The organism is Paenibacillus sp. J22R3 (genome assembly GCF_056269305.1).
Window position 1 is genome coordinate 620848 of record NZ_JBWDNS010000001.1, and the last position, 23292, is coordinate 644139.

Sequence of the window (23292 nt, forward strand, 5' to 3'; positions counted from 1 at the left end):
TTGCAGGAGGGGAACGTTTCCATGACGGAGCACAATCAGGATCTCGCGGATCGGATAACAGAACGGCTGGGAGCTTCCCCGGATGTTGTGCGCCGCCATCTTCAGACAAAGGCAGGGTTCGAGGTATCCTGCCTTTTTCTCACATCTCTAGCTGATCAAGATCAGGTGGACGAAGCGATTATCCGTCCGATTCTTCATGCAATTCAAGAGCCGGAAAGCGAACATGCCGATGAGATTGAACCTTTGTCCTGGTTAAAGATGAGGATTTCCCATGGTCAAATGAAGGAAACGGACGGACTGGAAGATTCTATTGAAGCGCTTCTTGGCGGCCATTGCCTCATTCTTCTCCCAGGGAAGGATCAAGCGCTTGCAATGGATGTTTGCAAGCGGGAACAACGCAGCGTAGAGGAACCGAGCACGGAATCCACGATCCGTGGGCCGCGAGAAGGGTTCGTGGAGGATCTAATCCGAAACCTGTCCCTTATCCGCAAGAGATTGAAGAGCGATAAGCTCGTATTCGAATCCATGGTTATTGGCTCGGAAACGAGGACGATGGTGTGCCTAGCCTATATGCGAGGGATAGCCTCGGATAAATTAGTGGATGAGTTCCGCAAGCGGCTGCAAGCCATTCATACCGATAGTATTTTGGAGAGCGCCTATATCGAGGAATGGATTCAAGACAAGGCACTAACACCTTTCCCGCAATTAATTGCAACGGAAAGGCCGGACGCTATCTCCGCGAAATTGCTGGAGGGACAAGTTGCCGTCTTGACCGACGGTACGCCGATCGTCCTAGCAGGACCCTTGACGTTCTTTCAGCTGTTTTCCGCACCGGAAGACTATTATCAACGTGCCGATATTGCCACGCTGCTGCGCTGGCTTCGGATGGCTGCCTTTTTTCTCGCCATCTTCGTACCCGCGCTTTATATTTCGGTCGTCAGCTATCATCAGGAATTGCTTCCGGACCCGCTCTTGGTCAACTTGGCCGCTCAGCGGGAAGGGGTGCCTTTTCCGGCTTTCATTGAAGCGATCATGATGATGGTTACGTTCGAAGTATTACGGGAGGCGGGGCTTCGGATGCCACGGATCGCCGGGCAGGCAATCTCCATCGTCGGAGCGCTTGTGCTTGGGCAGGCAGCAGTAGAAGCAGGGATCGTCTCCGCAGCCATGGTCATCGTCGTCTCGATCACCGCGATATCCAATTTCGTATCCCCCATGTACAGCTTTGGTATTACCCAGCGGATCATTCAGTTTTTTTTCATGGCTCTTGCCGGTGTGATGGGATTGTTCGGGCTCATGTGCGGCGTATTCTTCCTGCTGATTCATCTTGCTTCACTCCGTTCGTTCGGAGTCCGGTATTTCGCGCCATTCGCTCCCATGTACCTGCCCGATTGGAAGGATACGTTCATACGGGTTCCAAGGCCGTTTCTGAAGAACCGACCGAAAATGTTTCAACAGGGAAAGTCCAGAAGGTGATCTCATGAAATGGTTACAGATTGTCGCTCTGCTGTTATTGTGCACGGGTTGCTGGGATATGCGAGAGATCAATCATCTGGCTTTGGTGGAAATGACCGCAGCGGATATGGATCCTAAAACCAAGCGTATAACTGCTTACTATCAAGTCCTCAACCCGACCGGCACCTCATCCCGGCAATCCGGGCCTGCGAAAGCGTCCGTATATACTTATGTAGTCTCGGAACAAAACCTCGGCCTGTTAACCGAAAAATCAGGCACGACTATGTCTCGGATGCTGTTCACCGCCCACTTACAATGTTATGTGTTCACCGAAAGGTTCGCGAGAGATGGGCTGCTTGAATTAGTAAATTATTTGGAACTTAATACAGAAAGACGAACCAATGTATATGCCGTCGTAACGGATGCGCCAATTCAGAACGTCATGGAAAGCTTCACGCCTCTGGACCGGGTACCTGGGCGTAATCTTCGGTTGTTGATGGACTGGCAAGCAAAGACATTCGGAATGACCAGAAAACTGACTCAATTGGAAGATATCGTGAAGGGGATTCCTTTGAGCCGGCCGACGATCATTCCGCTCCTTCATTACAATAGCAGTAGTGCAGCCTCCCGAACGGATCGAATGGAGCACATAAACGCGACAGAGCCGGGGTTTGAAATCTCCGAAGGCGCAGTATTCATTCGAGCGAAAATGGTGGGAAAGATCGATCAACACACCAAAAAGATGTATTACGTGTTGAACGGTGATGCCCGCAGGTGCTTGGAGAACATCAGAGTAAACGGCGCCAAAGTCGATTTAGAGACGAGAAATATCCAAGTTAAACGAAAATGGGGTCCGAAACGACTCCATATCACAATCCACGTCAACCTTCGGGTGCTGTACAATCAACAAATGAGACCCCTTACGCTTCAGAATACTCACGAAATCGAACAGGCTTTTAATAAGACCCTAGAGGAGCAGTCGGACCAATTTGTCCGGTTTGCGAAAGACAACAACTGGGATCTGCTTGGAATCGGAGATACGAAACAAGGGCGCGGAAAGTGGAGAGATTTCGACGTATCGTTCGAGGTGAGCTCCAAAGCAGCTTTGTTCGGAAACACGAGAACGCCGTATCAATAAGGAGAGAGATGGCATTGGAAAAACCACTACAACTAGGTGGGTGGCAACTATTCGCAATGACTGCTGCGTTCGTCGCAGGGACGTCGTTCATCTTGCTGCCAGTCGGCATTATCTCCGCAGCTCGGCAGTTCGGGTGGCTCGTCCAACTGTGGAGCACGCTGTTTGGCGTTGTCGCCGGAGCGTTCTGGCTGTACGTAGCAAGCCGATTTCCCGGTCTGTCTCTTGTCCAAATCGCCCAACAGGCGCTGGGTAAGTACGTCGGAGGCTTCGTGTCCCTCTGTTATGTCGTGTTCTTCGTTCAAATGGCGGCTTGGGTGACTCGAAACATGAGCGACTACATGCAGATTAACTTGATGCCAAGAACCCCGATTAGCGTGTTCAACATCTTGGCGCTGCTTGTATGTGCCTACGCGGTGATCAAAGGAATCGACACGATCTCTATGGTGAGCGTAGTCATTCTCCCCATACTGATGATCGCGTACTGGACGCCATTTACCGTCATGCTGAGAGAGTGGGACTGGAGAAATTTCAACTATCCGGGTACTTTTGAATGGTTGCCAACCCTTGCGGAGACGAAGTACGCGCTCGGCTTTCCGTTCATGGAGACCGTCGTATTCATGATGGCATTCCCGTTGGTACGCAGGAGGCTCAATACCGCCTTTTTGGGAGGTATCGCATTCATGGGCTTCCAGCTTGCACTGGGGATTTTCTTTACCATCGGTTTACTCGGCGTTTACCGGGGGTCACATTTGACGTACCCCATTTATATCATCTTCCGCGAAATGCAATTTTCTAATTTCATCGAGCATCTCGAAGCGATCATATCCGTAAACGCTCTTCTGCTCGTGTTCCTGAAGTTAAGCATTCTCTTCTATTTCGCCGTTTCAGCGATTTGCCAGCTGTTCGCAATCGAGAGCAGGGCTGTCGTCGCTTACCCGCTCGTATGGGTTATCTCAGCCTATGCTTTGTTTTTCTCTAATATCGTGGAGAATGCGGAATGGGTCCAGGATTATTTGTTCATCTACTACGTTCCGTTCGGATTCGGTTTTCCCTTATTGTTCCTAGTGGCCAGTTGGGTGCGCAAACGCGACAGAAGTACGAGTAAGGAGGCGGCGATATGACCTGGCTGATTCTATTGTACATTGCGTTTCTAGTCTCCGGTTTTATCATAATGAAAGCTCAGAATATTGGCCGCAAAGAAAAGATAGTATTCGTCACGATTACGACAATCGGTTGCATCTTGTGGGGGAGCTTGGTTTTGCATCGACCTCTTGATCTGAACAAAGTGATCGGAATAGCCATCGATTTCATGTTTTGAGAAGTCCTTGGAAGAAAGCAACGCCTGACAACTTATAGTAATCGTAAAAGCTCATTCATAAATTGAATGAGCTTTCTTTGTTTGAAGGACGTGAATTTTCGAAGTTGCTAAACAAGAATTTAAGCAAGACAAATAACCCTCCGAAATAAATCAAACGCAAGAAATCCGCTCTACCAAGCGGATTTCTATTTACGGCATAGCCTTACTCCACCGCAATTACCAATGATATTGGAATTGACAGATCCGCATCAAAAGCATATATTATGGACAAAACAAATCGACGATTAAATTTGTCGCCAATAAAGAAACCGACATAAGGGGGAGATACGTCATGAACAAAATGCTTATCATTAATGCCCACCCGAAAGTAGAATCCACATCTTCTTTCAGTTCAAATGTTCTTCATCATTTTATGAAAACTTATAAGGAATTGAATCCAACTGAGAGCATTGAACAAATTAATCTATATAGCGAAGAAGTACCCGCAGTCGATCAAACGGTACTGAGCGCATGGGACAAGTTGGCGAAAGGTGAGCCGATCACCGCCGAAGAACAGAAAGCGACTTCGCGCATGTCTGAGGTACTGCAACAATTTAAAAGCGCCAATAAGTATGTCATTGCATTGCCGCTGCATAACTTCAATATTCCATCCAAACTCAAAGATTATATGGATAACATCCTGATTCCTCGCGAAACGTTCAAATATACGGAGAATGGTTCGGTAGGGCTGCTGAAAGACGGTCGAAGCCTTCTGGTAATCCAAGGAAGCGGGGCCGTGTATACAAATAATGACTGGTATACGGAAGTTGAATTTTCTCATAAATATCTCAAATCCATGTTCCAATTTCTCGGGGTTGAAGATTATCAGATCATCAGGGCTCAAGGGACAGCTGTTTTAAATCGGGATGAAATATTGGAGAAAGCCTATAAAGAGGCTGAGGGAGCCGCGACGTATTTATCCAAAGTGCCGGTTCAGAAATGATAATGAAAAAGAATGTCGGAGAATTCTTACTTCGTGTTATGGTCTTTACGCTTATTATTTCAGTAATGAGTGCAAACATGTTTAACGTTGCGCTTCCAACTATTGGCAATGAGTTTCATCTTACTCCATCCCAAGTGAGCTGGGTTATTACAGGCTATATGATTGTATATGCAATCGGCTCGGTAACTTACGGGAAATTGTCACAAAGCTACAGCTTGAAGAGTTTATTAACATTTGGCTTATTTTTATTTGCAATTGGATCTGTTGTAGGCTTAGTGGCTATTGAATATTGGATGGTCATTGTGGGACGCATTGTACAGGCAGCTGGTGCATCGGTCATTCCCGCGATTGCCATGATCATTCCGGTTCGTTACTTTTCACCGGAAAGGCGAGGGCGTGCGCTGGGTACCGTTGCAATCGGGTTCGCACTCGGTTCGGCGCTCGGTCCGATCATTGCGGGGGTAGTGAGCAGTGCGTGGAACTGGCGAATTTTATTTATTATTTCACTTTTATCTCTCTTTACGTTGCCGCTGTATCGGAAGTATTTAGATGATGAAAAGGGAGTCGCCGGCAAAATGGACTTTATTGGCGGATCACTTTTAGCAGGCACAGTAGCTCTTTTGTTACTTGCTTTAACCGGCGGAAATATATGGTTTGCTTTGGCGGGTACTGTTTTTCTCGTTTTATTCATAATGCGTATTCGCTATGCTTCTGCGCCATTTATAAACCCGGCTTTATTCCGAAACAAACCGTTTACTTTCGGTCTAATTATTACGTTCGTCATGCTCGGGATTAACTTTGCCATTCAATTCATTACACCTCAGTTGCTTTCTTCCGTAAACCACTTGTCACCGCTATTCATCGGAATGGTTATGTTACCGTCAGCTTTAGTTGCCGCGATTTTGGGTCGAGGAGGAGGTAAATTAGCGGATGAGAAGGGAAATCCGTTTCTTGTGTATACAGCAGCGTCACTTCTTACAATCGGTTTTATCTGTTTGTCATCCATAGTTGGCATGTCCCCAGTCTTTATTGCGATTTTTCTTGTATTCAGTGTTCTGGGTCAATCGTTTATGCAAATTGCGATGTCGAACACCATTTCACGAACATTACCAAATGAGCATATGGGAATAGGACTGGGATTGTACAATATGGTCACTTTTATTTCATTGGCTGCATCGACGGCTACAATCGCCAAGGTGCTGGATTTCGGCACATCAGCCGTTCGCTTTAATCCGATACCTCAAAATAGCGCAACATTCGTATACAGCAATATTTTCTTGGTACTGGCAGTTCTGATCGTTGTGATGGCTGCACTTTATTATGTGCAATTTGGGCGTGCAGCTGGCAAGAGCAAGGACAATAAGTTGGATAGCACAACACTTGCTTAGTATTTAGTTAGTGTGTGGTGCGCGACCAGTCTATCGCATACGGACAAACCTTCCAAACCATCATCTTTTGTCATTCCTACAGGTAAAATCGTTCTTTACCTACTTGTAACTGTTTCGTTACCGTTCTGTCATTCCTTTCGAGGCTGATCTGGGTAATATGAGGTTGTAAGCCAACCGTCGCTTATCTCCAATAAAATAAGAGGTGAAAATCTATGTCTTGATCAAATCGAAACACTCGTATAAATTAGCCGCAAAGCTCTTCGCAGGCAAAACGCCGACCTCCGCGATTCGTTACAAATGGGGCAAACCGGATGTAGGCGATGACACTTTGAGTACAAGTATCCAAAAAATATATTATTACGTACCCATGTTTAAACCTATGACGACACCGAGACCTTATAAGATTTACAAAGTCGTGAGCGTTTTCGTCTTACATACTGCTCACGGTAGTGAATTTAGTTCACAATAAACGAAAGATTTTGAGGAGGAAATGAACATGAAAAAGAAAAACAAGGTAGCCGCAGCACTGCTGGTGGCTGTTGTCGCAGTATCCGTACCGGCTATAGTGTCCGCAAACAGAGCGAATCATGCAGAGCAGGCAGCACCGGTCGTATCACAGGTAAAACCTGTCGTTGCACAAACGAATCAAGTTGAACAAACCGTCTATGAGAATACCCAATACGGATTCCGTTTCACGCTGCCGGACAGTTGGAAAGGATACACGATCGTAACGGACAATTGGAAAGGTCATGATGCATCAGACGGTAAGGTCGTAGCAAGCGGCGCATCCATAGCCATCCGCCATCCTGAATGGACAGCTGACAAGCCTAGACAGGACATCCCTATTTATGTCTTTACGATCGATCAATGGAACGAGCTTCAGCAGGAGAAATTGTTCATCGGCGCAGCGCCTATGGGACCAAGCGAACTAACTCGCAATGACAAATACGTGTTCGCACTCCCAGCGCGATATAACTTTGCCTACCTTGATGGCTACCAAGAAGTGGAAGACATCTTGAAGGGCAATCCCATTCAACCGATGTAATCACTTTATTGGAGCAGTTGTCGGAAGACAAGAACATTGTCCGAATGAAGTCCACGTTAAACGTGGGCTTTTTTTGTTAGCTCATTTATTGTGTGGAATTTTGAACAGATCGTCTGGAACGATGTGGATGCGAAGGAAGATATGATCGTTGACAGTTTATATCATATAATTATATTATCTATTTATAGGATAAATAAAATTAGAGTACTATAGATGTAATAGGAGGCAATATAAATGAAAATTGAAATCGGCATGGATACGTTTGTAGAAACAACACCGGATGTTCGTACAGGGAAGACTATAACGCACGCGGAACGGTTGCGTGAGGTCGTGGAAGAAATCGTCTTGGCCGATAAGGTCGGGCTGGACATATTCGGAGTTGGCGAACATCATCGAAAGGAATTCGGAGATTCGGCTTCCGCCATCATACTGGCGGCAGGCGCTTCCAAGACGGAGAACATCCGCCTGACCAGTTCGGTTACGGTGCTCTCCGCCGCTGATCCCGTGCGTGTATTTCAGGAGTTTGCTACGATAGACGGCATATCCAATGGTCGTGCGGAAATTATCGTAGGAAGAGGGTCCATGGTCGATGCTTTTCCTTTATTCGGCTTTGATTTGAACGATTATGAGACCCTATTCGAAGAGAAGCTCGAGCTCTTATTGAAAATTAGAGAATCGGAGAAGGTGACTTGGAGAGGAGGGCATCGGCCAGCGTTCAAAGATCTCGGTATTTATCCACGACCTGTACAGGATCAACTGCCCATCTGGATCGGCAGCGGGGGCAATCCGGAATCGGCCATACGCGCGGGTACGCTAGGATTGCCGCTCGTGCTTGCGATTATTGGCGGCAGTCCACTGCGATTCGCACCGATTGTGCAGCTCTATAAGAAGGCAGCAGCTCAAGCCGGACATGACGCATCCAAGCTTCCCGTAGCGGTACATTCCCTCGGCTTCGTAGCTGAGAACACACAGCTCGCGGTAGACCGATATTTCCCGCCGACTCAAGCATCGTTCAATCTATTTGGCAAAGAGCGCCGTTGGGGCGATTACACCCGCTCGCAATTCGACGCTGAACGAACGTTGGAAGGCGGTCTCTACGTAGGCGATCCCGAAACCGTAGCCAACAAAATCATCTACATGCATAAGAAATTAGGCTTCTCGCGTTTTATGCTGCACATGCCTGTAGGCACGATGCCGCACGATGAAGTGATGCGGGCAATTGAACTGCTTGGAACTGAAGTAGCGCCGCGAGTCCGTGAAGAAATCGCAAGATGGGAAGCTGAACAGACAGGATAGTTCAAGTACTTCGCGAATTGATAGTTAGAGATATCAATGAGAGGAGGCTAGCGGCAATGTCACTCATCGCAGGAAAATTCGTCACCGAGACGTTCGAGTACGACGGTGGTCGGCAAGTTACGGTGTATGTCCCTCCGGACCCTCCTCAGGCATTCGTTTTTGCCGGTGACGGTCAGTTGATCTCGCAGTGGGGCGGAATTCTCGAGGAGTCCGTCGCTCCGTCCACGATGATTATCGGCGTGCACCGACTGACCGATGAGACGCTGCGGCTCCATGAATATTCTCCGGGCTTTAGCCCGGAACGATTCTCAGCTCACGAGAAGTTCTTCGTCGAGGATGTCTACCGATGGGTCAAGTCACGTTTCGGAGTCACGCTAACCACCGAAAGCACCGCGGTGTTCGGTGTATCTGCAGGCGGTGAGCTATCGCTCGCCATCGGTCTTCGGCATCCCGAGATTTTCGGTGCGATATTCTGCGCCTCGCCGGGCGGGGGTTACCAACCACCTGACGTAATGCCGGGTTCGATTCCTCGTGTGTACCTTGTCGCCGGCACGCTAGAGCAGTTTTTCCTTAATAATGCGACAAGGTGGGCGGCTGCTCTGCGCGTGGCCGGTGCAGACGTGGAAATGAGAGAGCGGATCGCGTCACATGACGATGTGATGTGGCGAGAAGAGTTCCCATTGATGGTGGCGTGGGCGTTTGGACGATAAACGAAGAACAGGCCACCGATGATTAATCGGTGGCCTGTCGATTTCGACGACATTCTGGACTATTAGAGTGGTTCGCCATTCAAATAATTGTAGAACGGAATATCGGTCCAGAAATTGTAACTTTGAACGTCGACAGATGGATCTACGTGCTTGAATCCGTCGACGATGGCCTTGGACTGCTCCTTCAGTGAGAAGGACTGCGCGTAATACCGGCCAAGCTGAATTTTATTATTCGTGATTTCCTTATAGTCGGCCAATGGCGTCAGCGAGTAGTACAGCGGCTGCCACCATGAGCTTACAAGAAGTCCAAGTTGATTTTCTTCGTTTTTCTTAGCATAGGCGCTGATGATTGCGTTAAAGCGCTTCTTGTCGGCGGCATTCTCGAATTCAAAGGCGATATCGTATTCCTTTGCGTATTCGATGTAATTGCCGTTCGAAATTTTACGAACTTCGTATTGGTCAGAAACGCCGGGCTCGCCCCATTCTTTCAGATAGACGAAGGCTGAGGTTTTCGGTTCGAATTGTACCTTGGCTTCGATGCCCTCGCTTCGCAGCAACCCGATCAACTGGAGAGCGTGTTGGAGATCAGAGTGGCCATAGATCAACGTCAAAGATTCGATGAAATTGGACTCGTAATGGCTGTCTTTCAGGTTGTAGCCCGTAACCAATCCCTGCTCCAGCGCAACATCGACGATTTTCTGCAGCTGGTCGTCTTTAATGATGACCGATCCATTATACGCATCCGAAAGCTTGGTATAGATGTCAGCGTCGCCTACATAGCCAAGGTAATGCTTATATTGTCCCTTGAAGACGAGCGTCTTGCCAATCAGCAGGTTCGCCAAGTCCGAAGTGACAGGTGCGTTAGGAGCGAGCTGGTTGAAATAGGAGGCAGGCAACAGGCCCGTATCGATTGCCGCGGCTAGTTCCTGCTTCGTTTGCTTGTTGAGTGAGGACAACTTGATCGGAAGCTTAGCAATCACTTTCTCCGCTTTCGCTTCGGAATACGTGTATGCTAGTTCCTTAAACCCGGCCAAGCGAAGCGCGAGCTGCACGGCGTTGACGGCTTTAAGTGGCGCAGATGCATTCGTAATATCCGACGACAGCAGCCCGTTCTGATACAGCGCCGCGGCAGCATTGTAGTAAGGACTCGATGTGTTCAAGTCATTAAAGGTCACTGGCTTGTCCGCAGGGGATAGCTGCAGCAAACGGACCACATCGGCGAAGAACTCGCCGCGACTCACGTTCTCGGAGAGCGTTAGACTGAATTTGTCCTTCAGGAATGCAGCGTATTCCGCGGAAGAAATCTCTTTCGCCGAGACCGAATCGATTGTGATGGCTGTAGTGGAATTCACAGTCGCTACAGGGGATGCGAAGGCGGGAGACTGGGCGTATGCCAGCAAAGTGGCTGATAGAGCAGCTGTTAGGAGAACCCTGTTGCGTACGGAAGTTCGAATGGACATGAGAAAAGACCTCCTAGTGAATTAATTCATATTAAATAGGTATGATTAGTAGAAAATACTATCATTCCGGTTTTTTCCTGTCAATACTGTTCAGCTTAGTATCCGCCCTTTTTCGATCCGCTGGAATCCCTTGACGCTGTATAATCCCTTGTGATACCGTTAATGATAATTATTGGATATTCATACGAGCGATGAAAAGGATGAGTAGGCAAGCACTCGAATCGCAGAGAGCCCGGAGCGGTGGAAACGGGCATTCGAACTTGGCGAAAGAAGCCTTGGAGCATCGGGCCGAAAGAGGGAGTAGGTCCGGCGGGTCTTCCCGTTACAGAAGAGAAGCCGCTAAAGCGCGGTTTCGTTGAGAGGGGCGATTGCCCCAATTAAGGTGGTACCACGGAAGCTGAGCCTTTCGTCCTTTAACCGAGGACGGAAGGCTTTTTTGATTGCTTACAAGCCCATAGGGAAGGAATGAATCTACGATGAATCAAGCTGAGTTGGCAGATCGTTTGTTTCCGGGAGTGACGCGGCTCCCCCAAGAAGTTCTGGACAGCTATCCCAAAAGAGATTTGCCGGAGGGCGCTCAAGTGACTCGGTTCGCTCCTAGCCCGACGGGCTTTATGACGATCGGGGGACTCTACGCAACGCAAATCTCCGAACGGATGGCGCATCAAAGCGGCGGCGTCTTCTACTTGCGGATCGAAGATACCGACAAGAAGCGAGAAGTCGAAGGCAGCATGGAAGACATCATTCGGTCTCTCGGCTACTGCGGCATTTACACGGATGAAGGGCCGACTGTTTCCGGTGAAGAAGTCGGCATCTACGGACCTTACAGGCAAAGTGAGCGAGTAAGCCTCTATCATGTTTTTATCAAGGATTTGATTCGCAGAGGACTTGCTTACCCCTGCTTCTGCGATGCGGATGAAGTTCAGGCGATTCGTGACAAGCAGCAAGCAGCTCATTTGACTCCGGGCTACTACGGAGAATGGGCTGTTCACCGAAATTGGACGCCTGAGCAAGCTCTGTTGAAGCTCGAGAAGGGCAGGCCGTTCGTCATTCGGTTGAAGTCGCCCGGTTTGCCGGGGAGTAGAATCAAGTATGACGACTTGATCAAAGGTGAAATTGAAATGCCGGAAAACGATCAGGACATCGTCATCATGAAATCAGACGGCATACCAACTTATCATTTTGCGCATGCGGTGGACGATACTCTGATGGGCACGACTCACGTCATTCGTGGCGACGATTGGCTGGCTTCCGTACCCGTGCATATTCAGCTGTTCGAGATTTTGGGCTTCCGCAGGCCGGAATACGGCCATCTGGCTCCGATCATGAAAATGGACGGCGCCTCGAAGCGTAAGTTCAGCAAGCGGAAGGACCGGGACGCGACCGCGATCTTTTACCAGACGGAAGGGTATCCGAGCAAAGCCATCGCCGAGTATTTCATGACGCTTATCAATTCGAACTACGAGGAGTGGCGGATGAGCCATCCGGAAGCTCCGTATACGGATTTTGCGATCGACGTGAACAAAATGAACGTCAGTGGTGCGCTGTTCGATATGAACAAGCTTAACGATATAAGCAAGGACGTCATTTCACGGTACAGCGCGGACGAAGTCTATGCGCAAGCATCGGAATGGGCTGCTTCGTTCGATGAGGAGCTGGCTGCGACACTGAGTGCCAATCGCGACTATGCATTCGCTATCTTCAATATCGGACGAGTGGCGGAGAAGCCGCGCAAGGACATTTCAAAGTGGTCCGAAGTGAACGACCTGTACGCTTACTTCTACGACGAGTTCTACAACCGTTCGGTCGAAGCTGGCTTCGAGGCACTGCCGGCGGATGTATCGCTAGAGCTGGCGCAGCAGATCATTCGCGAATACGAGCAATCGCTTGATCTGGGAGACGACCGGGATGCTTGGTTCGGCAAAGTGAAGGCGATCGGCGAGCAGCTTGGCTTCGCCAAGGATGCCAAGACATATAAGAAAAATCCGGAGGCATATCCGGGACATGTCGGCGACGTCGCGATGGTCGTACGTGTTGCCCTGTCGGGCCGGACGATGACGCCGGATCTGTACGACATGATGCACGTCATGGGGGAAAGCCGGGTACGGGATCGCCTGAAGCAGTTCTCCGGAGCTACCGGGTGAGCGTCGAGGATAATAACGGCTTTCTCTTGAGCTACGATGACAAAGGCAATATCGTCATGGTTATACAGGCGTTCGCAAACGGCGAGCGGATCAAGCAGGAAGGGGAAGAAGATTTTCCGCCGTCGGCGCTCGTAAGCGCGGCTTACCCCGATTACCATGTCAAACGAGGCATGCCAGGGTTTCTGTTTCTTGCCCTCGGCCTGTTGATCTTTGGCTGGTGCAGCTTCCGGTACCAAGCCTTCCAGGATTTAATGTTCCGTCTATCTCCGCAGCGGCTCATGTACGAGAACCCCGAGCCGAGCGACTTCTATTATTTCACGAGCAAGGTCGGCGGCATTGTCGTGATGATCGGTTCGATTATCGTAGCTATCAAAGCGTACTAGGCGCATGCGGATTGCGTCTATAACAGGCAAGACGAGTAGCGTCAGTACAGAATGACTACAATCATTTATTACCTGACATCAACTATTGGAAGAATCAGGAAATCGTGTTATTGTAAAATCATTCCTATGAGAGCGGGTGATCGATGTGACTACATCAACCCTATACTGGCAGTTCTGTTGTGGCTAATGATTTCACCTACTATCAGGGAGGTCATCAAAATATGCAACGACCCCAAATATGGCACTATGGCCTTGTCGCACAATCGTGGGCGAATGCCACGGAAGCAGGTCCGGAAGGGGAGTACTACAAGAAGCTGATCGAGACGTCCGGACTACCGGCGCTTGATCTGGGCTGCGGCAGTGGACGCTTATTGCTCCTCTTTTTGCAGGATGGTCTGGATGTGGATGGCTGCGACTACTCTGAGGATATGCTCGCAGTCTGTCAGGAGCGAGCAGCAAAGCAAGGCCTTTCACCCCGGCTCTATGCGCAGGCCATGCACGAATTGGATTTGCCGCAGCGTTATAGGACGATATTTGCTTGCGGGGTGATTGGTCTTGGTGGACAGCATCGTCTGACTATGCAGGCCATGCAGCGCTGCCATGAGCATCTACGTTCAGGCGGCACATTCGCTTTCAACTATACGGTGCGATGGAACGATCCGCCCGCTTGGCTGGCGAGGTTGCCTGAGTACAGGCATGCTGAACCCAAGGGATGGCCCGCATCCAGTGAACGCCAACTTCTGGCCGACGGAACGGAGCTGGAAATGGCTGCCCGGTCACTCGATACAGATCCTTTGGAGAACGTCGCCACCCGACAGATGCGACTCCGGCTGTGGCGCGATGGTGTCCTTATTAAGGAGGAAGTTCAAACGCAGAGGTTGGATGACTATACGAAGAACGAGTTGGTGTTGATGCTTGAGCGTGCTGGCTTCAGCGACATACAAATCTATGGAGATTTCAGCGATGAACCAGCTACAGCAGACCACCGTGAACTGATCTTCATCTGCCGAAAGTAAATTGCGTTCCAAACCGAAACAAAAAATATATGCATGAGAAGCCGCGTTCAACTACGCGGTTTTTTATTTTATGGATACCACTTCTTGCGCAGCGACGTTAGCTGAATCACCACGAGGAAATAGGCAGCCTGAGTAAGGAAGAGAGCAAAAATGATCAGGCGCAATCGACCGCTCCCTGAAGGAGGATGGATGATCGGTTCCGCCGAAAACGGCTGGGGTTACCTTGACGGATTAAACCATCATGGTCTTGCTGCGGCTATCACCTTCGGCAACTGTTCACGAAAACCAAGCATTCCTTACATCAGAGTAACTAGATGAACTTTTTTTCAGTACTATTAGTGAAAATGCTGAACTGGTATACTTAAAAATGGAATTTTTCGTCACTACTCTTGGAAGCTTCATAACTATCACTAAGGAGGTTGTACCATGACAATGCCACAACGTAAACTTGGTTCGACGGGGATAATCGTGGGGGAAATCGGGATGGGCGGAATGCCGCTCTCCGTTAACGGACGCCCTTCTGAGGAAGACGGCATCAGAGCAGTGCATGCCGCATTGGAGCAAGGCATTACACTGTTCGATACAGCCGATTCGTACTGCTTGAATTCGACCGAAAACGGTCATAACGAACGTCTGCTCGCCAAAGCTTTACATAACCGTCCCGAAGTGCTCATCGCGACAAAAGGCGGACACATTCGTCCGGATGGACGCTGGGAAACCGATGGCCGTCCTGAACACTTGCGTCAAGCGTGCGAGGACAGTTTGTGTGCGCTCGGCGTGGAAGCAATCACGCTCTATCAATTCCACCGTCCGGATCCTAAGGTTCCGTTTGCGGAATCCGTGGGAACAGTCGCTGAATTGCAGCGGGAAGGGAAGGTCGTTCACGTGGGACTGTCGAACGTTTCCGTTGCACAGTTGGAAGAAGCCCGCAACATTGTAACGGTCGCGTCTGTTCAAAACCGTATGAATTTATTTGACCATTCATCCATGGACGTGCTGAAGCGCTGCGAAGAGCTAGGTATTGCTTTCCTACCATACAGCCCTCTAAACGGCATGGGCAACGCGCAAGGTATCGGCAGCAACGAGACGCTTTCCCGTATCGCCAGAAGTCATGATGCATCGCCGCAGCAGATCGCGATTGCATGGCTGCTTCAATTGTCGCCCGTTATTCTGCCGATTCCCGGCGCAAGCAAAGCGGTGAACATCGTTAACTGCGCGGGTGCATCCAACGTGGAGCTTTCCGCGAAAGACGTAGCTGAATTGAATGGCATCGCTGCTCAAATCACAGCCTAATTGCCCCTACGGCAATCGACCGGCGACATGATAGAACTTTCGGGATCTATTTTGCAAAGCCATAAACAAAGAGCAAGGAGCAGTTTGCCTACGGCAGCTGCTCCTTGTTTTTTTGAAATAGCGGGCAGATTCGTCCAATCAGTTAAACCCCTTAATAAATAAGATATTTAAGCGACTTGATTCTTTTACAATATCTTGTTATGAAAGGGCGGAGTATGTATGGTTCGTAAATATACGACTGGACCTTTGAATAATTTAACGGAGAAAGATAGGACTGTATCCAAAGATATTGTTGTAAACTCGTTAAACCAGAATCGAAATGAGAATGCTAGAGTAAGAATCAAAGTGTATGCATTAAACGGAAGAAAGAAATTGATTCATAACGTTGCGTTTACTGTGAAACCGAGCGCATCCACATACAATAGTTTCTTTGTGGGAAATGCGAAGCAGTATGAAGTCCAATTTATTACCAATCAATCGAAGGTGCAATTTGCATCGTTTGGGATTAGTCCGAAAGATCGTTTTGTTGCCTCACATCGAGTAATCAACAGTGAATTAACAAGACTTGTATGAGTGACTCGCAACCGGTCAGATATGACCTTGAGCTTATTCATTGAACTTATGGTCAGTATAAATCAATCGGCAGCATGGTAAACTACTCCAAAAGATATTGGAGGTTTCTTTTTGGATGCGCAGTTTCTAGATTTATTGGCCATGGAATATGATACGGAAGAAAAAGTTGTAACAGAAATCATCAACCTAGAAGCGATCTCCAATCTTCCCAAGGGAACGGAGCATTTTGTCAGTGATTTGCATGGGGAGTTCCAGGCTTTTCAGCATGTGCTTAGAAACGGTTCGGGTACCGTGAAAGATAAAATCAAAGCTTTGTTCCGAGAGGTTTGGACGGATCACGAAATGAACGAATTTATTGCGTTAGTTTATTATCCGGAAGAAAAAATACAGTTGGTTAAAGCAGAATTGTGGAATAAACAAGCCTTGAACCGATGGTACAGACAAACGATTGAACACATGCTTAAGCTCGTTTCTTATGCCTCTTCCAAATATACGCGCTCCAAATTGCGCAAAGCTCTGCCGGAGCAGTTTGTATACATTGTAGAAGAGCTTCTATATAAGACGGATTCGACCAACAACAAGGACCCTTATTATGAGGAAATATATAGGCAAATTATTACATTGGGCCAGGCGGACAAGCTCATTATCGGCCTTGCTTATACGACCCAGCGCTTGGTGGTCGACCATCTTCATGTAGTCGGAGATATCTATGACCGGGGACCGGACCCCGATAAAATTATGGACACGCTAATCAACTACCATTCAGTAGACATTCAGTGGGGGAACCATGATGTCCTGTGGATAGGCGCCTACGCGGGTTCCCAAGTCTGCCTTGCGAATATTATCCGGATCTGCGCCAGATACGACAATCTGGACATCATCGAAGACGTATATGGAATCAATTTGCGCCCACTGCTGAATTTGGCGGAGAAATACTATGATGACAATCCAGCCTTTAGACCGAAGCTGCAGTCCGACCATAACGGTTCGGAGCAGGAAATTCTGCAGATTACCAAAATGCATCAAGCCATTGCCGTGATCCAGTTCAAGCTTGAAATCCCGATAATCAAGAGACGCCCATACTTTAATATGACTAATAGGCTTTTGCTTGAGCAGATCGATTACGACAAAACCGAAATCAAGATCGGCGGTAAAACTTACCCGCTCGAAAACGCCTGTTTCGCAACCGTAAATCCGCAGCAGCCTGAACAAATGCTGGAGGAAGAACAGCAGGTGATGGACAAGCTGCTGTTCTCCGTTCAGCATTCCGAAAAGCTGGCCAGACATATGAATTTTCTTATGAAAAAGGGCAGCCTTTATTTAAAATACAATGGGAATCTGTTATTTCACGGTTGTATTCCATTGGATGAAGAAGGCAACATGGAAGAAATGCAGATTGAAGACAAGACATATTCGGGCCGTCAGCTGCTCGATGTTTTTGAATATTATTTACGTTACGCCTTTGCGCATCCGGAAGAGACGGAAGATCTGGCTACGGATATGGTGTGGTACATCTGGACAGGGGAGTGTTCCTCGCTTTTTGGAAAGAGAGAAATGACCTCCTTTGAACGGTACTTTATCCAAGATAAAGAAACCTATAAGGAGAGAAAGAACCCTTATTACCATCTGCGTGAAAATGAGGAGATCTGCCGGAAAATTCTGCTGGAGTTTGATATGAATCCGGATCATGGACATATCATTAACGGTCACACGCCGGTTAAAGAAATTCGTGGAGAGAACCCCGTTAAAGCAAACGGGAAACTGATTGTCATTGACGGCGGTTTTTCCAAAGCCTATCAATCCACAACGGGCATCGCCGGATATACCTTATTGTATAATTCCTTTGGCATGCAGCTGGTTGCCCATCAGAAATTTATATCAAAAGAAGATGTGTTGTGTAACGGAACGGACGTATTGTCTGTAAAAAGACTGGTGGACAAGGAACTGGAGCGTAAGCTGGTAAGAGAAACCAATGTCGGGGAGAAGCTGCTGCAGAAAATCTCGAATTTGAAAAATCTCTTAGAAGATCGCTACATGAGATGAAACTATTGTCGGGTTAGATAGCTCAATAATCATTAGCAAGGCTGCCGGCATCGGCAGCCTTTTTGAGTAAATTGGACCTAAACGCGAATATAAATGAAAGATATTTAATTTTTTGTCGAAATCAAGCAGGCAAACCTTGGGATTTAGTCGAATTATAGAAAATGGGAGTAGTAAAATTTACCTAAGAATTGAGGTGTCGGCAGGAATGAGACTAAACATATTCATCCGAATTTTTTTGATCATAGCGAGTATCTTGCCGATCGTACCGAATCTCGCGGGAGCATCACCGGCTTCGGCCGATTCTGCGATTTCATCGTGGCAGATCAAATGGGAGACGGAAGCAGATCGGCTTGCGGCGCCCGATCAGGCGCTGAAAGCCGATGGGTGGCAGGACATACGGGCTTCGGAGCCGGCAGTATCCAAACCGGAATCTGCGGTGTCCGCGTGGATCCGGATCAAGCTTCCCGTCATCGGAATGAACCAGGGGGTGTTCTTTCGTTCGATTTATGCGCAGAACATCACCGCCTTTCTGGGCGGGGAAGAGGTCTTTCATTCGGAACGCAAGTATTGGTTCGATCTGAACCGCGTTTTGATTCCGCTCGAGAATCACGACTCCGGTCAAGAGCTGGTTCTGCATCTGGAAAGCCAAACGGACAGATTGGGTCTCGGACCCGGAATTAACATCTCGGATTACCAGGATCTCATGCGTTTGTACGCGAAATTCGATTTGCTCGACATCATCTTGGGCAGCGCCTTTGTCTTCGTCGCCTTCGTAATGCTCGTATGCTCGGTTTTTCTCGACCGGAATCAATTGAAGAGCTGGCTCGCGCTATGCTTTATCATTCTCCCGATAGGCGGGATATTGATCGGATACTCGCCGTTCTTGTATACCTTCTACGGAGAGTACGGTTTCCTTTATCAAGGCATGTTCGATCTTTCCTTGTACCTGTTCTTGCCGTCTTTAATGATGTTCTTCGAGCAGTTGTTCGGAAGCGGCTATCGCGGCATCGTCAAGCATTTCCGCCGGTTCCAGATCGGCTATTCCATCTTTGGAATCATTATGCTGACTGTCAACTGGGCATCTGGCTACGCATTACAGCAATATTACTTTTTCGTATCTGTTACGTGTATCGGCATTATCATGCTGGCCCAATTTATCCTGATCCTCATCATTCTGGTCAGGCAGCTGTGGAATCGCAATATCGATTCGATTATCCTCTCTATCGGATTGGCTGTCTTTGCAGTGATCAGCGTGGCGGAATTGTTGAAATTCTACGCATCTTCCAAGACGTACGACCTGTCGTGGTGGAAATGGGGGCTGGTCGCCTTCGTGCTATCGCTCATCGTGCTGCTCGGGCGCCGAATCTCCTACCAGCATAAATTAATCATTACCTACTCGCGGGACTTGGAAATTTACAACTCCGAGATGCAGCGATCGGAGAAAATGGAGATTATCAGCCAACTGGCGGCTTCCGTAGCGCACGAGGTCCGCAACCCGCTTCAGGTCACGCGCGGCCTGCTGCAATTACTCGAGAGACGCCACGATATCGCGTCGAATACCGAGAGCTATTACAAGCTTGCCATTGACGAGCTTGACCGGGCTTCGACGATCATTACCGATTTCCTTACCTTCGCGAAGCCGGAGCTGGAACAAGTGGACGAATTGGATTTGGCAGACGAATTCAAGCACGTGGAAGGCATTATCGTCCCGCTGGCCAACCTTCAGGGCGGCCACTTGGAGATGAGCGTGCCCCGATCGCTGCGGATCATGGGCAATTCCTCGAAGCTGAAGCAGGCATTGATTAATATCATTAAGAATAGCATCGAAGCTCTGGAAGGCTCCGGCGTCGTGAAGATTTGGGCATACGAGGAGAGCGAACAGGTCGTCATTCATATTGCGGACAGCGGCGCCGGGATGGATGAGCGCATACTCGAAAGGCTGGGGGAACCATATTTCACCAACAAAACTAAAGGGACTGGTCTTGGGCTCATGGTGACGTTCAGGATCATCGAGGTCATGCAGGGGACAATCAAATTCAAAAGTCAGAAAGGCGTTGGCACCGAAGCGATGATTCGTTTCCCGGCCGCGCGCTATGTAGAAGCAAACGCGAAGGTCTCTATATGACCTTCGCGTTTTTTTGTAGGAAATATTGAACTGTAGCAAACGTTGAGTTTTACCAAGTACTGAGTTGGCTGTCCGTTTTTGCGACGTCAGCCGGGTTTTGAGGGAGGACGAACGCGAGCTTGGAAGGCGTTTCTTCGATGACGACCAGTTCCACGTCTTCAGGCAAATTCAGATTGAAGGCTTCTTTCAACGCTGCTTTGGGGTCCGCCAGCAATTTGGCTTTGAAAGACTCGTCGGACCAGGCTTTCTCGATGATCTGTTGCTGCAATTCTTGTTCAGACATCTGGCTGCACCTCTTTAAATAGGAATATACTACCATGTAAATACTATCACTATTAGTGGGACAATTCTACTATGAATCGCTAGAATGCGACAATTATTGCACAAAAAAAGGAAACCCCTCCTCAGGAGATCCCCTTTGTCGTTTCTAACTTATGTCTTTCTTAATACCCAAGTTTATTTTGTGAAAGCCAGTACGTAAATCCGCCGCCAAGCAGCTGTTTCTTCGTTTGGCTCAAATGCTCGCCCGCCACCGCCAGCATGTCAGCCAAATGAGATTGGAACGAGGCCAAATGAGGGAGCGAAAGCGCCAGCCTTGCAAAAGCCTCGCTATTCGCTTGCGTAAGCTGCGAGTAACGGCTTAAGGCGCCGTCGATGTAGATGGCGTTCTTGATATCAGTTCTCGTAATCTGGGAATGGGACACCGATTTCTCGGAGGCAATCATGCTGATCAGGCTGTTGGCGTTATGCAAGTCGAAGTCTTCTTCCCAATCGGCCCAATCGTCAGACATCTGCAGCGTAGCCAATACAAGATCGACCGCCTCGGAAACGGCGGGCTCAAGCTCGCGACGACCGGCGAGAAGCAGGGCTCCGATGCTCGCCAATTTGACGGGCGCTGCTTTTTGCGCGAGCTTGGCCGGAGATAGGCTGACGGAAGGACTTTCATAGGCAACCGCCATGGACCAGTCCGTCACGTAAGCGCGATAATAGTTCCAAAAAGGGGAGCTGCTTTCGAACAACATGCGGTACAGGTCCAGCATGCTTAGATGGAACATATTGCCGAGGGCCAGCTGTTCTTTCCAATCGGACGGGGCGGTATCCATGAGATCGTCCTGAATGAAAAAATATAGCATGACGAAAACGTTAGCGAGCGACAAATCGCGATAGCGCTGTGAATCCAACTCCGTAATGGGCTGCATCCAAAACGGAAGCAAGTAGCAGATATGGTTCTTCGTGCCCGAAGGATTCAGTGGGTTGAAGGCTTGCAAATAATCGCGCCCTTTGTCGTTTAGCGGTGACGGATAGGCATCGATCAGTCGTTCCGCTTCCCGGAACACATGGGCAAGTTCATGTTCGTAATCGGATCTCCATGTCATCGTTTCTTGGTCCTCCCGGATAGGTAATCAAATGCGTTGAAACGATAAGGCGAACATACCAGCCTGATAGGAAAAGGACTCCTCGCTAAGCCAATGGTCCAATTCCTGCTTCCGCTCATCGGACAGATGAGCGCTTTGCATGATCCGGGTCACAGTTTCCATGTAGCGGTGCATCAGCCGCTTCGTTTCGCCGTCTTCAGCCAGGATGCGATAAGACTGCAGCTGCGTTCGGAAGCCGCCGAGAGCTGACGTTAATTCGGCCAGCCGATCGCCGACCGGCTTCGGGAAGCGATCCAGCAGCGGCTTGCGCGAAGCCCGGAATAACGTTTCGAATCGAGGCAGGCAGTCGGCGGGCAAGGGACCGGTTGCGTCGTCGTCCAAATCGATGACGATGATCAAGGAATCGGCATGGGTGACGGTTCGCAGCCAAGTCAGAAAATGCCCGAAGTCCGGGAGATGCAGGGCGACCAGCCTAACGATGATGACATCGAACGGCTCGGCCCATAGCGTCCGCTCCCGATAATCGGCGTGAATAAATTCCAGGCCCGGCGCGTTTCTTGCCTCCGCAAAGCGGTAAATACGTTCGTCCTTCTCAAGACCGGTGCATCTCAAATGCGGGTAGTCCTGTTTGACGGCCTCCAAATAGGCACCGTTTCCACAGCCGATATCGAGAACGGACGTTGCGGTTTGAAACGGCTCATGCAGGACCAGTGAACGCTCGCGCTCATAGAAGAGCTGCACGGTCAGCGAAAGCATATCGTTGAACAAATTGGTTGAATCGTCGACGCCCAGCGTTAACAGCTCCTTATCGGCAATATAATTGACTAGATTAATTATACCGAATAATTGGAAACAAAACGACATTAGCGACTGTATCTGTCAACTATATGAGCTACACTACAAGTAGGAGGCGATTCAAGTGATCAATACGTCCAATGAATTACCGGTTATGTTTTTTGGCGAACAGCAATCTCTCGAGAATTGGCTTGAGAACAATCATGATACTTCACAGGGAATCCGGTTGCAAATCTCGAAAAAAAATTCCGGTGTGGTTACCGTATCCTACGATGAAGCACTTGAGAGTGCATTGTGTTACGGATGGGTTGACAGCCAAAAGGAAAAGTTTGATGAAAAAATGTGGCTTCAACGATTTACTCCGCGTAGAGCAAAGAGCATCTGGTCGAAAGTAAATAAAGACAAAGCAGAGCTCCTCATTACAAAAGGTAGAATAAAGCCCTCAGGGTTTAAAGCGATTGAAGATGCCAAAAAGAATGGCCAATGGGAAAAGGCCTACGAATCGCAAAGTATCGCTTCTATTCCTGAAGATCTCGCACTTGAACTTGAGCGTAATGTCAAAGCGAAGGCATTTTATGATACGTTGAATAGCCAAAATAAATATGCAATCCTGTTCAGAATCCATAATGCCAAGAAGCAAGAGACTCGGGCGAAACGAATTCAACAGTTTGTAGCGATGCTTGAAAAAGGCGAAAAAATATATCCCTAATCAGCACAAGCAAAAAAAGCAAGTGGCATTTAGTTGCCGCTTG

At 48.6% G+C, this 23292-nt stretch carries 20 protein-coding genes and 1 other annotated feature; of the genes, 16 read left to right on the forward strand and 4 right to left on the reverse strand.

Going from position 1 to position 23292, the window contains the following annotated elements:
- Positions 1-21: 21 nt before the first annotated feature.
- From AC0YN4_RS02810 to AC0YN4_RS02850, 9 genes are all read left to right on the forward strand, one after another.
- Entirely contained in the window at positions 22-1476 is a 1455-nt protein-coding gene (locus AC0YN4_RS02810; RefSeq protein WP_475780943.1) for a spore germination protein, read from the forward strand.
- 4 nt (positions 1477-1480) lie between these two features.
- Positions 1481-2593, forward strand: a complete 1113-nt coding sequence (locus tag AC0YN4_RS02815; RefSeq protein ID WP_475780944.1) for a Ger(x)C family spore germination protein — start codon at positions 1481-1483, stop codon at positions 2591-2593.
- Positions 2594-2607: 14 nt separating this feature from the next.
- A complete protein-coding gene (locus AC0YN4_RS02820; RefSeq protein ID WP_475780945.1) occupies positions 2608-3714 on the forward strand; it encodes a GerAB/ArcD/ProY family transporter in 1107 nt (368 codons plus the stop codon).
- Complete coding sequence (locus tag AC0YN4_RS02825; RefSeq protein WP_475835069.1) at positions 3711-3911, forward strand: hypothetical protein; 201 nt, start codon at positions 3711-3713, stop codon at positions 3909-3911. The genes AC0YN4_RS02820 and AC0YN4_RS02825 overlap by 4 nt, the downstream gene beginning before the upstream one ends.
- Positions 3912-4242: 331 nt before the next feature.
- On the forward strand, positions 4243-4893 hold the full coding sequence (locus AC0YN4_RS02830) for an FMN-dependent NADH-azoreductase (RefSeq protein WP_475835070.1): 651 nt from the start codon (positions 4243-4245) through the stop codon (positions 4891-4893).
- Positions 4894-4895: 2 nt separating this feature from the next.
- Positions 4896-6281: an MFS transporter gene (locus AC0YN4_RS02835; protein ID WP_475835071.1), complete on the forward strand. Its 1386-nt coding sequence runs from the start codon at positions 4896-4898 to the stop codon at positions 6279-6281.
- Positions 6282-6777: 496 nt separating this feature from the next.
- Positions 6778-7326, forward strand: a complete 549-nt coding sequence (locus tag AC0YN4_RS02840; RefSeq protein WP_475835072.1) for a hypothetical protein — start codon at positions 6778-6780, stop codon at positions 7324-7326.
- 240 nt (positions 7327-7566) lie between these two features.
- On the forward strand, positions 7567-8622 hold the full coding sequence (locus AC0YN4_RS02845; RefSeq protein ID WP_475781019.1) for an LLM class flavin-dependent oxidoreductase: 1056 nt from the start codon (positions 7567-7569) through the stop codon (positions 8620-8622).
- Positions 8623-8678: 56 nt separating this feature from the next.
- Positions 8679-9332, forward strand: coding sequence for an alpha/beta hydrolase (locus AC0YN4_RS02850; protein WP_475835073.1), 654 nt, complete (start codon positions 8679-8681; stop codon positions 9330-9332).
- 62 nt (positions 9333-9394) lie between these two features.
- Here AC0YN4_RS02850 and AC0YN4_RS02855 read toward each other — a convergent pair whose 3' ends face one another.
- A complete protein-coding gene (locus AC0YN4_RS02855; protein ID WP_475835074.1) occupies positions 9395-10792 on the reverse strand; it encodes a hypothetical protein in 1398 nt (465 codons plus the stop codon).
- Positions 10793-10974: 182 nt separating this feature from the next.
- Positions 10975-11209, forward strand: a binding site (T-box leader).
- A 59-nt stretch (positions 11210-11268) separates the two neighbouring features.
- Here AC0YN4_RS02855 and gltX point away from each other — a divergent pair.
- From gltX to AC0YN4_RS02885, 6 genes are all read left to right on the forward strand, one after another.
- Positions 11269-12936 (forward strand): glutamate--tRNA ligase, encoded by a 1668-nt coding sequence (gene gltX / locus AC0YN4_RS02860; RefSeq protein ID WP_475835075.1) that lies wholly within the window; start codon positions 11269-11271, stop codon positions 12934-12936.
- A complete protein-coding gene (locus AC0YN4_RS02865) occupies positions 12933-13319 on the forward strand; it encodes a DUF6199 family natural product biosynthesis protein (protein ID WP_475835076.1) in 387 nt (128 codons plus the stop codon). The genes gltX and AC0YN4_RS02865 overlap by 4 nt, the downstream gene beginning before the upstream one ends.
- 221 nt (positions 13320-13540) lie before the next feature.
- Positions 13541-14335, forward strand: coding sequence for a class I SAM-dependent DNA methyltransferase (locus AC0YN4_RS02870; protein ID WP_475835077.1), 795 nt, complete (start codon positions 13541-13543; stop codon positions 14333-14335).
- A 426-nt stretch (positions 14336-14761) separates the two neighbouring features.
- Complete coding sequence (locus AC0YN4_RS02875) at positions 14762-15628, forward strand: aldo/keto reductase (protein WP_475835078.1); 867 nt, start codon at positions 14762-14764, stop codon at positions 15626-15628.
- Between the two features lie 684 nt (positions 15629-16312).
- Positions 16313-18244 (forward strand): fructose-1,6-bisphosphatase, encoded by a 1932-nt coding sequence (locus AC0YN4_RS02880; protein ID WP_475835079.1) that lies wholly within the window; start codon positions 16313-16315, stop codon positions 18242-18244.
- 253 nt (positions 18245-18497) lie between these two features.
- The gene (locus AC0YN4_RS02885; RefSeq protein ID WP_475835080.1) at positions 18498-20369 is read left to right on the forward strand and encodes an ATP-binding protein; all 1872 of its coding nucleotides are present in this window, start codon (positions 18498-18500) and stop codon (positions 20367-20369) included.
- Positions 20370-20418: 49 nt separating this feature from the next.
- Here AC0YN4_RS02885 and AC0YN4_RS02890 read toward each other — a convergent pair whose 3' ends face one another.
- The 3 genes from AC0YN4_RS02890 to AC0YN4_RS02900 form a co-directional block, all read right to left on the reverse strand.
- On the reverse strand, positions 20419-20652 hold the full coding sequence (locus AC0YN4_RS02890) for an NHLP leader peptide family RiPP precursor (protein ID WP_475780958.1): 234 nt from the start codon (positions 20650-20652) through the stop codon (positions 20419-20421).
- 160 nt (positions 20653-20812) lie between these two features.
- Positions 20813-21745, reverse strand: a complete 933-nt coding sequence (locus AC0YN4_RS02895; protein WP_475835081.1) for a hypothetical protein — start codon at positions 21743-21745, stop codon at positions 20813-20815.
- A gap of 27 nt (positions 21746-21772) precedes the next feature.
- Positions 21773-22609 (reverse strand): class I SAM-dependent methyltransferase, encoded by an 837-nt coding sequence (locus AC0YN4_RS02900; protein ID WP_475835082.1) that lies wholly within the window; start codon positions 22607-22609, stop codon positions 21773-21775.
- A gap of 55 nt (positions 22610-22664) precedes the next feature.
- On the opposite strand from AC0YN4_RS02900, the gene AC0YN4_RS02905 reads away from it, so the two are divergent.
- A complete protein-coding gene (locus AC0YN4_RS02905; RefSeq protein WP_475835083.1) occupies positions 22665-23249 on the forward strand; it encodes a YdeI/OmpD-associated family protein in 585 nt (194 codons plus the stop codon).
- The last annotated feature ends 43 nt before the right edge of the window (positions 23250-23292 follow it).